The sequence below is a fragment of the Eubacterium uniforme genome, assembly GCF_900167115.1.
Taxonomy (GTDB): domain Bacteria; phylum Bacillota; class Clostridia; order Lachnospirales; family Lachnospiraceae; genus Eubacterium_S; species Eubacterium_S uniforme.
The window spans coordinates 1-1,645 of record NZ_FUXZ01000036.1; the positions used below are offsets into that span (position 1 = coordinate 1).

Sequence of the window (1,645 nt, forward strand, 5' to 3'; positions counted from 1 at the left end):
AAAAATCTTTTAAATTCATTAAAGGTAAATTTTAAGGTTATCATCTGTAAGAATTTACAGAATACATCAGAGTTAAACAAAACTATTTATAGAAAAGCAATAGAGAGTGATTATAAAGAATTATCAGATGCATTTAATCAATATACTTCTGAAAAAGTATACGCAGGAATGGAAGGATTATCTCTATCAAAGTATTTTATTATTTCAACTGAAAAGAATGATTATAATTCTGCAGAAAGCTTTTTTGCTTCTTTGGAAGGTAGATTAATTGCTTTATTCAAAAAGCTTGGAAGTGGTCTTATTCCTTTAACTTGTGAAGATAGACTTAGAAGTTTGCATGGATTTTATAGAATGGGATATGAAAAGGATTTTTCATTTTCATGGGAAGAATCATTAAGTCTTGGTAGAGATTGGAGAAGAGATATTATTAATACAGCTCAAAAGATTCATAGTAGATATATTACTATGGATTATGGCAAAAGATACGTAAGTACATATTATATATCTGAATTTCCATCAGAACTTGATGATACATTCATATGGGAACTATCTCAAGTGGATTTTCCAATAATTGTAACAATTGATGTTACACCAATATCCAAAAATGAGATTCAAAAGATTTTAAAAAGAAAATATACTAATGTTAACATGTCTATTGCAAGAGAACAGGAAGTAAATAATAAGGCGGGATATTTTTCGAATAGAATTAGTTTTGAGAAAACAGCAATGATAGACGAGTTAGAAGAATATATGGAAGAACTTAGAGGTAATGATGAAAATGTATTTGATACAAGTATTATTATTGCCTTATCTGCAGAATCGCTTGATGAACTTAATAAACAAGCTGAGGAAATAGATAATATTTGTAATACGTATGGATTAACATTATCTTGTTTGATTGATGATCAGAGAGAAGGATTGAAAAGTGTTCTTCCAACATCTGCAAGATTTCTTCACGTATACAGACCATTATTTACATCAGCACTTTCGGGATTTACCCCCTTTAATGTAATAGACATTAATGATAAAGATGGATTCTTTTATGGGATTAACCAGGTAAGTAAAAAAGGAATATTTGGTAATAGAAAAAAATATCAGAATGGAAATGGATTTTTCTTTGGTATATCTGGTTCGGGTAAATCAATGAACGCTAAGATGGAAATGGATCAGGTTCTCTGCAGAACGATGGATGATGTTTTAATTATAGATCCAATGGGAGAATATAGAGAAAATGTAATTAATAATAATGGATATTACTATGATTTTGAGAAGAATGGTGATATTCATATTAATCCATTGCATGTACATAGTCATATTAGTGATAAGGATGCTTTTATATCTCAAAAAGCAGAGTTTCTATATGCATTTTGCGAAGAAACTATATATCCAGATAGATTAAGTAATAAGCATATTAATATGATAGATAAGGCATGTATAAGAATTTATGAAGACTATTTTAAGTCGGATAAAAAGGAAAGTCCTACATTGATTACTTTCAGAAATAAATTAATTGAAATCGCTAATGAAGATTTGGAGGATACTAAATCAGCTTATGCAAAAGATTTGGCTGATGAATTAGAAGCTATTACCAATGGAACACTTAGCGTATTTTGTCATCAACAAACAGCTGTAGAAAAAAGGAGAA

Annotated in this window: 1 protein-coding gene; it reads left to right on the forward strand. The window is 29.0% G+C overall.

Annotated features, from left to right (window positions below):
* Positions 1-1,645 (forward strand): VirB4-like conjugal transfer ATPase, CD1110 family (locus tag B5D16_RS12525; protein ID WP_078767255.1); only part of this gene is annotated, 1,645 nt, incomplete at both ends.